We start from the raw sequence: 9,418 nt of genomic DNA, 5'->3' as shown, positions 1-9,418 counted from the left end.
GCGGGGTCGCCTTTCTTTGGTTCCTTTCTTTGGCGAAGCAAAGAAAGGGACTCGCCCGCGGGGGCGAAATCCCCGCCTCCGGACCCAAAAGCCGCAGCGCAGCGAAAAGCAGCAGCCGCACAGATCAGCCGGGCGCGGCCCTCACCCCCGCCCTCTCCCAGAGGGAGAGGGAGCAAGACCGAACAGCCGGCGCGTTGGCTCAACAGACGTCAGTGGATGGCCGACCGGACGCGGCCCTCACCCCCACCCTCTCCCAGGGGGAGAGGGAGCAAGTCCGAGGAGAAATCTGCCGGCCGGTCGCGGCCCTCACACCCGCCCTCTCCCGGCGGCAGAGGGAGCAGGACCGCGAAGCCGGGGCGCAGAGGCCCCCACCCCATGAGCCTCTCCACCCCCTTCATCCACCGCCCCATCGCCACCAGCCTCCTCACCCTCGGCCTGGCGATCGCCGGAATCCTCGCGTTCTTCCTCCTGCCGGTGGCCCCGCTCCCCCAGGTCGACTACCCCACCATCAGCGTGACCGCCGGCCTGCCCGGCGCCAGCCCCGACACGATGGCCGCCACCGTCGCCACGCCGCTGGAGCGCGCGCTGGGCGCCATCGCCGGCGTCAACGAGATCACCTCCACCTCGACCCTCGCCAACACCCGCATCACCCTGCAGTTCGACCTGGACCGCGACATCGACGGCGCCGCCCGCGACGTGCAGGCCGCGATCAACGCGGCACGCACCCTGCTGCCCACCGGCATGCCCAGCAACCCGAGCTACCGCAAGGTCAATCCGTCGGATTCGCCGATCCTGATCATCGCGCTCACCTCGTCCACCCTCACCCGCGGGCAGATGTACGACGCGGCCTCGACCGTGCTGTCGCAATCCCTGGCGCAGGTCGAGGGCGTGGGCCAGGTCTCGATCGGGGGCGGTGCGCTGCCGGCGGTGCGCATCCAGCTCGATCCGGCGCGGCTGGCGGCCAACGGCATCTCGCTCGACACGGTGCGCGGCGTGGTCACCAGTGCCAACGCCAACCGGCCGCTCGGCGCGGTGGAGCAGGGCGGGCGCTACTGGCAGATCGCCACCAACGACCAGGCGCGCACCGCGGCCGAGTACGGGCCGCTGGTGATCCGCTACCAGAACGGCAACGCGGTGCGGCTGCAGGACGTGGCCGAGGTGACCGACGGCGTGCAGGACGTCCGCACCTACGGTGTCGCCAACGGCAAGCCGGCGATCCTGCTGCAGATCTTCAAGCAGCCGGGCGCCAACATCCTCGAGGCGACCGAGCGGGTGCGGGCGCTGCTGCCGCGGCTCAAGGCCTCGATCCCCGCGGCCATCGACCTCGACATCGTGTCCGACCGCACGCCCACGCTGCGGGCCTCGCTGCGCGAGGTGGAGCGGGCCCTGGCGATCGCGGTGGCGCTGGTGATCCTGGTGGTGTTCCTGTTCCTGCGCAACGCCCGCGCCGCGCTGATCCCCAGCGTGGCGGTGCCGGTGTCGCTGGCCGGCACCTTTGGGGTGATGTACCTCTGCGGCTACACGCTCGACAACCTCTCGCTGATGGCGCTCACCGTGGCGACCGGCTTCGTGGTCGACGACGCGATCGTGGTGCTGGAGAACATCACCCGCCACATGGAGCGCGGTAAGAGCGCGCTGGCCGCGTCGCTCGAGGGCGCCAGGGAGATCGGCTTCACCGTCGTCTCGATGAGCCTGTCGCTGATCGCGGTGTTCATCCCCATCCTGCTGATGGGCGGCATCGTCGGCCGGTTCTTCCGCGAGTTCGCGGTCGTGATGTCGGCGGCCATCCTGGTGTCGATGGTGGTGTCGCTCACCACCACGCCGATGATGTGCGCGGCCCTGCTCAAGCCCCCTGCGCCGCGGCCCGCACGGGCCCCGTCGCGCGCCGGCCGGTGGGCCGCGGCGGCGGTGCGCGCAACCCGGCAGGGCTACCGCCGCTCGCTGGCCTGGACGCTGCGGCACCAGCCGGTCGCGCTGCTGGCGCTGGCGGCGGTGATCGGGCTCAACGTGTACCTCTACGGCGCCATCGCCAAGGGCTTCCTGCCCGACCAGGACACCGGCCGCATCCAGGGCTTCATCCGCGCCGACCAGGCCACCTCGTTCCAGGCGATGGAGCAGCGGCTGAAGCGCTTCCTGGCGATCGTCGAGGCCGATCCGGCGGTCGAGAACGTGACCGGCTTCACCGGCGGCGGCCAGCGCAACGCGGCGCAGATGTTCATGACCCTGAAGCCGCTGGCCGAGCGCAAGGCCAGCTCCGAAGAGGTGATCGAGCGGCTGCGCCAGAAGCTGCAGGACGAGCCGGGCGCGCGGCTGTTCATGAGCCTGCAGCGCGACATCCGCATCGGCGGCCGGCAGTCCAACGCCTCCTACGACTACACCCTGCAGGCCGACGACAACGCCGAGCTGCGCCTGTGGGAGCCGCGCATCCGCCAGGTGCTGCAGGGCCTGCCGGAGCTGGAGGACGTCAGCAGCGACCAGCAGGACGCGGGCCTGCAGACCTCCCTGGTGGTCGACCGCGACGCCGCCACCCGGCTCGGCCTGACGATGGCCGCGATCGACACCGCGCTCAACAACGCCTTCGGCCAGCGCCAGGTGGGCGTGATCTACAACCCGCTCAACCAGTACCGGGTGGTGATGGAGGCCGCGCCCGCCTGGCTGCAGAGCCCCGAGGCGCTGCGCGGTTTCTTCTTCGTCAACAACGCGGGCCAGCCGATTCCGCTGGCCGCCTTCGCCCGGATGGAGCTGACCAATACGCCGCTGCGGGTCGACCACGAGCGCGGCACGCCCGCCACCACCATCAGCTTCAACCTGCCGCCCAACGTGTCGCTGTCGCAGGCGACCGATGCGGTGAATGCGGCGGTGGCGGGGCTGGGCGTGCCGGTGTCGCTGCGCGGCAGCTTCGGCGGCACCGCGGGCGCGTTCAAGGATTCGCTCTCCAGCCAGCCGGTGCTGATCCTGGCGGCGCTGGTCACCATCTACCTGGTGCTGGGCATCCTGTACGAGAACCTGGTGCACCCGATCACTATCCTCTCCACGCTGCCCTCGGCCGGCGTGGGGGCGCTGCTGGCGCTGATGCTGTTCAAGACCGAGTTCTCGCTGATCGCGCTCATCGGGGTGATCCTGCTGGTGGGCATCGTCAAGAAGAACGCGATCATGATGATCGACTTCGCCATCGTGCGACAGCGCGGCGGCCACGTCACCCCGGCCCAGGCGATCTACCGGGCCTGCCAGCTGCGGGTGCGGCCGATCCTGATGACCACCGTGGCCGCCATCTTCGGCGCGCTGCCGCTGGCCTTCGGCACCGGCGACGGGGCCGAGCTGCGCCAGCCGCTGGGCATCGCGGTGGTCGGCGGCCTGCTCGGCAGCCAGCTGCTCACCCTCTACACCACGCCGGTCGTCTACGTGGCGCTCGACCGGCTGCGCCTGCGGGCGCAGCGCCGGCGCCAGCGCCGGGCCGCCGCCATACCCCTGCCCGTTCCGGATTCCGCATGAAAAATGCCCATTGCCGGCGAACAGCGCCGGCCTCCAGCTATCGATTTCATAGCATCGCCTCGGTGGTGGCAGCGGCCGCCCTGGCCGCCTGCAGCAGCACGCCGCTGCCCACCGCGCCCCCGCCGATGGACCTGCCGGCCGCCTACAAGGAGGCGGGCCTGTGGCAGCCCGCCGATCCGCAGGCGGCGGCCGCCGTGCCCGATGCCTGGTGGACGCTGTTCCAGGACTCGGTGCTCGACCGGCTGCAGCAGCAGGCCGCGGCCGGCAACCAGAACGTCGCGGCCAGCGTGGCCCGGCTGCGCGCGGCGCAGGCTGCGCTCGGCAGCAGCCGCGCCGCGCTGCTGCCCACGGTCAACGGCAATTTCGGCGGTACCCGCAGCGTGAGCAGCAGCAGTAGCGTTGGCACGGTCGATTCGGCGGGCAACCCGGTCGGCAGCACCGGCGGCCGGCCGCGCACCCTCTACACCCTGGGCGCCAGCGCCAGCTGGGAGCTGGACCTGTGGGGCCGCGTCTCGGGCGCGGTCGACGCCGCCCAGGCCGGCCTGCAGGCCAGTGCCGACGACGTCGCCGCGCTGCGCCTCTCCACCCAGGCGACGCTGGCGCAGACCTACTTCTCCCTGCGCGCGGCCGAGGTGCAGTCGCAGCTGCTGGCCGACACCCAGGCCGCCTACCGCCGGTCGCTGCAGCTCACCCGCAACCGCTACGCGGCGGGCGTGGCGGCGTCGGTCGACGTGGCGCAGGCCGAGTCGCAGCTCCAGTCCACCCTGGCGCAGCAGATCGAGGCGGACACCACCCGCGCCCAGCTGGAGCACGCGCTGGCCGCGCTGGTCGGCCAGGCGCCGGCGGCCTTCGACCTGCCGCGCACGGCGGTGCTGCCCCAGGCGCCCGCGGCACCGCTGCAACTGCCCTCGCAGCTGCTGCAGCGCCGGCCCGACATCGCCGCGGCCGAGCGCCGGGTGGCGGCGGCCAACGCGCAGATCGGCGTGGCGCGCGCCGCCTTCTTCCCGGCGCTGACGCTCTCGGCCAGCGCCGGCTACCGCAGCAGCACCCTGCGCGACCTGGTCGACGCGCCCAACGTGTTCTGGTCGCTGGGGCCGGCACTGGCGGTGTCGCTCTTCGACGGCGGCGCCCGCCGCGCCGCGGTGGAATCGGCCCGCGCCAACACCGACCTGGCCGCGGCCACCTACCGCCAGACGGTGCTGACCGCGCTGCAGGAGGTCGAGGACAACCTGGTCGTCGCCGCCAACCTGGAGCGCGAGGAAGCGGTGCAGGCCGACGCCCTGGCCGCCGCCCGCCGCGCCCGCGACGTCACCGACAACCAGTACCGCGCCGGCACCGTCAGCTACCTCAACGTGGTCGCCGCCCAGGCCACCGCGCTGGCGGCCGAGCGCACGCTGCTGGATGTGCGCAACCGCCGGCTGGCGGCGGTGGGGCAGCTGCTGAAGAACATCGCGGGGCGGTGGGAGCCGGTGTAGGCCGGGGCGTAGCGCGGCTCAGTCGCCGAACAGGTTGCGCTGGATCTGGTCGAGGTGCTGCACCAGCAGCCGCTCGGCCGCCTCGGCATCGCGGTCGCGCAACGCATCGACCAGGGCGCGGTGCTGCTGCTCGTACTGCGCGCGCCGCGTCCCGTTGAGCGAGCGTGCCTTCAGCCGCCCCCATTCGCCCTGGTCGCGCACCCGCTGGGTCAGCTCCAGGATGCGGACGAAGAAGCCGTTGTGGGTGGCCACGGCCAGCGCGGTGTGCAGCGCGCCGTCCCAGTGCTCGAAGGCCTCGATGGTCTCGGCGGCTTCGGACTGTTCGATGCAGTGCTGCATGGTGGCGAAGTCGGCCGCGGTGGCGTTGCGCACGATCAGCCCGGGCATCAGCGGCTCGATCAGGCGGCGGGCCACCATCAATTCGGCCGGGCTCACATCGCCGTCGAGGGTGGACGGCAGCCCGGCCGGCGCGGCCGGCGACACCGGCGCCCGGGCCACGAAAGTGCCGCTGCCGACCGATTGGGTGATCAGCCCCCGCTCGCGAAACTCGGCCAGCACCCGGCGCACCGCGCCGCGGGAGGCGCCGAAGCGCTCGCTCAGTTCGCGCTCGGCCGGCAGTTTCACGCCGACGCCCAGCGCGCCGGTGGCCATGCCTTCGCGCAGGTAGCGGGAGAGCGCCTTGGCGCCTTCGGCCTTGGGTTGGGCCAGCGGCTGCTCGGGGATCGACAGGTTCATGGGTTCTTGTGTAGTACCAATTGGTCTGTAATATTGCGCAATTGGTCTTGATTGTGGTCCATTTTGGTTCTACATTGCGTTGGTCCGCAATGCCACCATTTTGCCGGCCGGCCGGCTGCGCGGACCCAAAAAACCAATCGGAGACAAGCATGAAGAACTTCTGGATGCGCGGCGCGCTCGCGGCCGCGGTGCTGTGCGCGGTGCCGGCGGTGCAGGCGCAGGCGCAGGACTACCCCGCCCGCACGGTGACCATCGTCGTGCCCTTCGGCGCCGGCGGATCGGCCGACGTGTACGCCCGCCTGCTCGCCGAGAAACTGGGCCAGGAAACCGGCAAGACCTTCATCGTCGAGAACCGCCCCGGCGCGGGCGCGGTGATCGGCACCCAGTACGTGGCCAAGGCCGCGCCCGATGGCTATACCCTGCTGATGATGTCGAACACCCAGACGGTGAACGAATCGCTGGTGCGCAACAAGCCCTATGCCCTGATGCGCGACTTCGTGGCGGTGGCACCGGTCAACGAGGCGCCGCTGGTGCTGGTGGAGCGGACCGCGCTGGAGCCGAAGACGCTGCCCGACCTGATCAAGTACGCCAAGGCCAACCCGGGCAAGCTCAACTACGCGTCGTCCGGCACCGGCACGCCCTACCACATGGCCGGCGAGCTGTTCAAGAGCATGGCGGGCGTGGACATCGCCCACATCCCCTACAAGAGCAGCGGCGGCGCCCGCACCGACGTGCTGGGCGGGCAGGTCGATCTGATGTTCGACGCGGTCAGCACCATGACCGACCTGATCGGCACCCAGAAGGTGAGGCCGCTGGCCACCACCGGCAAGGTGCGCTCCGAGGTGCTGCCCGCCGTGCCCACGATGGCCGAACTGGGCCTGCCCGACTACACCGCCACCATCTGGCTCGGCATCCTGGCGCCCAAGGGCACGCCGCAGCCGATCGTCGACCTTCTGAACCAGAAGATCGCCAGGGTGGTGAACGACCCGGCGGTGAAGGCGCAGTGGGCCAAGAGCGGCCTCGACGGCCTGACGATGACGCCCGCCGGCTTCACCCAGTTCCTGAACCAGGACATCGCGAAGTGGCAGAAGATCGTCGAATCGGCGCACATCACCCCGGACTGAGGATGGCCGCCGTCTCGCTCTCGGTCAACGGCGTGCCGCGCACGCTGGAGGTGGATGCCGACCGCTCTTTGCTCGACGTGCTGCGCAACGAGCTGGGCCTGCGCGCCAGCCACTTCGGCTGCGGCGTGGGCGAATGCGGCGCCTGCATGGTGCTGCTCGACGGCCGTGCGGTGCCGAGCTGCGACACGCCGCTGTGGTCGGCCGCGGGCAAGTGCGTGCGCACGGCCGAGGGCCTGGGCACCCGCGCCGCGCCGCATGCCCTGCAGACCGCCTTCATCGCCGAGCAGGCCGCGCAGTGCGGCTACTGCACCTCGGGCATGCTGGTCTCGGCCGCGGCGCTGCTGCAGCACGACCCCGACCCGACGGACGCCGCGATCCGCGACGGCATGGCCCGCAACCTGTGCCGCTGCGGCACGCATCCCCGCGTGGTGCGGGCCATCGTGCGCGCCGCGGCGCAACTGCGGGCATGAACGCCGCGGCGCTGCCGGCCAGCCTGCAGGCCAACCCGCGCCTGTCGACCTGGCTGCGCATCGGGCGCGACGGCCATGCGGTGGTGTCCTCGGGCAAGGTCGAGCTGGGGCAGGGCATCCTCGGCGCGCTGGCGCAGATCGCGGCGGAAGAGTTGGGCCTGCGGCTCGACCAGGTGCGCATGGCGCCCGCGGTGACGGGTGCGAGCCCCGACGAGGCGGTGACTTCGGGCAGCCTGTCGGTGCAGCACTCGGGTGCCGCCCTGCGCCATGCGTGCGCCCAGGCCCGTGCCCTGTACCTGGCTCGAGCCGCGGCGCTGCACGGGGTGGATGAGGCGGCGCTGCAGGTGGTGGAGGGCGACATCGTCCTGGGCGACCGGCGCATCACCTGCTACTGGGACATCGCCGACTCCGCGCTGCTGGACACGGATGCCGAGCCCGGCGTGGCGCTGCGCGCCGCCGACCGCTACACCCTCGTCGGCCATGCGCAGCCGCGCAACGACATCGCCGACAAGGTGTTCGGCGAATTCGTGTTCATCCACGACCTGGTGTTGCCGGCGATGGTGCACGGCCGCATCGTGCGGCCACCGTCGCCGGACGCGGTGCTGCAGCGCTGCGACGAGGAGGCGGTACGGGCGCTGGACGGTGTCGTCGCGGTGCTGCGCGACGGCGCGCAACTGGGCGTCGTCGCAGAGACCGAAGTGCTCGCCGAGCGTGCGGCGGCGAAGCTCGCGAAAGCCTGCACATGGTCCGAGACCGAAAGCCTGCCCGATGCGCAGGCCCTGCGGTCGTGGCTGCAGTCGCGCCCCTCCACCGTGCTGGAGTTGCGCCGGGCGACGCCCGTCGGCGGCGCGGTGCGCACCCTGGCCGCTTCGTATTCGAAGCCCTTCGTCCGCCATGCCTCCATCGGCCCGTCGTGCGCGCTGGCGCTGTTCGACGGCGATGCGCTGGAGGTGTGGACCCACAGCCAGGCCATCTACAACCTGCAGAAGGACCTGGGCCTGGCCTTCGACCTGCCGGCCGGCAACATCCGCGTGCGCCATGTGCAGGGCGCCGGCTGCTACGGCCACAACGGCGCCGACGACGTGGCTTTCGATGCCGCCTGGCTGGCGCGTGCCTGCCCGGGACGCCCGGTGCGGGTGCAGTGGTCGCGTGCCGACGAGCTGTGCTGGTCGCCGGTCGGCCCCGCGATGGCTATCGACCTCGAAGCCGACGTCGATGCCGCCGGCCGGGTGCGGGCCTGGCGCCACCGCGGGTGGAGCCCCGGCCACGGCCTACGGCCCGGCCGCGGCGCCACGCCGACGCTGTTGGGCAGCTGGTACCTGGCGACGCCGTTCCCGCGTGTCGATGCGGTCGATGCGCCGCGCGCGGTGGGCGGCGGCGGCGACCGCAACGCAGAGCCGCTCTATGCATTTCCCTCCTGCGATGTGGAGTGCCGGCGCGTCACCGACGTGCCGATGCGCACCTCGGCCCTGCGTGCGCTGGGCGCCTTCGCCAACGTGTTCGCCATCGAATCGTTCATGGACGAACTGGCCCTGGCGGCAGGCGCCGATCCGCTGGCCTACCGGCTGGCGCAACTCGACGATACGCGTGCCGTCGCGGTGCTGAACGCCGCCGCCACGGCCGCCGGCTGGACGCCGCGCACCTTACCTGCGGGCGAAGGGCGTGGCCAGGGCATCGGCCTGGCGCGCTACAAGAACACCGGCGCCTGGTGCGCCGTCGTCGCCGAGGTGCAGGTCGAGGAGCGGGTGCGCGTGCTGCGGCTGCACATCGCGGTCGACGTGGGCCTGGCCGTCAATCCCGACGGCGTGCGCCAGCAGATCGAAGGCGGCGCGCTGCAGGCCACCAGCTGGGCGCTGCTGGAGGCGGCGCATTTCGACCGCACCCGCATGCTCGACACCGGCTGGGAGCACTACCCGATCCTGCGGTTCCCCGACATGCCGAGCGTCGAGGTGCAGCTGCTGCCCGGCGGCGGCCCTTCGCTCGGCGCCGGCGAGGCATCCCTCGGCCCCACTGCGGCGGCCATCGCCAACGCCGTGCACGACGCGCTGGGCGTGCGGGTGCGCGACCTCCCGCTGCTGCCCGACCGCATCCTGCAGGCGATGGAAGCTTGAACCCTTCACCT

6 protein-coding genes are annotated in these 9,418 nt (G+C 72.0%); 5 read left to right on the top strand and 1 reads right to left on the bottom strand.

Annotated elements, in window-relative coordinates; all coding sequences use genetic code 11:
• Nucleotides 1–375 precede the first annotated feature (375 nt).
• Nucleotides 376–3,492, top strand: coding sequence for a multidrug efflux RND transporter permease subunit (locus tag ASE76_RS07855; RefSeq protein WP_055837335.1), 3,117 nt, complete (start codon nucleotides 376–378; stop codon nucleotides 3,490–3,492).
• A complete protein-coding gene (locus ASE76_RS07850) occupies nucleotides 3,489–4,967 on the top strand; it encodes an efflux transporter outer membrane subunit (protein ID WP_055837332.1) in 1,479 nt (492 codons plus the stop codon). The genes ASE76_RS07855 and ASE76_RS07850 overlap by 4 nt, the downstream gene beginning before the upstream one ends.
• A gap of 18 nt (nucleotides 4,968–4,985) precedes the next feature.
• Here ASE76_RS07850 and ASE76_RS07845 read toward each other — a convergent pair whose 3' ends face one another.
• The gene (locus ASE76_RS07845) at nucleotides 4,986–5,702 is read right to left on the bottom strand and encodes a FadR/GntR family transcriptional regulator (RefSeq protein WP_055837328.1); all 717 of its coding nucleotides are present in this window, start codon (nucleotides 5,700–5,702) and stop codon (nucleotides 4,986–4,988) included.
• 149 nt (nucleotides 5,703–5,851) lie between these two features.
• Between ASE76_RS07845 and ASE76_RS07840 the strand changes: the two genes are divergently transcribed.
• From ASE76_RS07840 to ASE76_RS07830, 3 genes are read left to right on the top strand one after another with little or no spacing between them, the layout of a single operon-like run.
• Nucleotides 5,852–6,826: a tripartite tricarboxylate transporter substrate binding protein gene (locus ASE76_RS07840; RefSeq protein ID WP_236698382.1), complete on the top strand. Its 975-nt coding sequence runs from the start codon at nucleotides 5,852–5,854 to the stop codon at nucleotides 6,824–6,826.
• A gap of 2 nt (nucleotides 6,827–6,828) precedes the next feature.
• Entirely contained in the window at nucleotides 6,829–7,296 is a 468-nt protein-coding gene (locus tag ASE76_RS07835) for a (2Fe-2S)-binding protein (protein ID WP_055837325.1), read from the top strand.
• Nucleotides 7,293–9,407, top strand: coding sequence for a xanthine dehydrogenase family protein molybdopterin-binding subunit (locus ASE76_RS07830; RefSeq protein WP_055837323.1), 2,115 nt, complete (start codon nucleotides 7,293–7,295; stop codon nucleotides 9,405–9,407). Before ASE76_RS07835 ends, ASE76_RS07830 begins: the two co-directional genes overlap by 4 nt.
• Nucleotides 9,408–9,418 lie beyond the last annotated feature (11 nt).

Origin of the sequence: Xylophilus sp. Leaf220, from assembly GCF_001421705.1 — a bacterium.
Classification (GTDB): Bacteria; Pseudomonadota; Gammaproteobacteria; order Burkholderiales; family Burkholderiaceae_C; genus Xylophilus.
The sequence above is the reverse complement of the archived record's forward strand: the minus strand, read 5'-3'. Positions and strand labels throughout refer to the sequence as shown.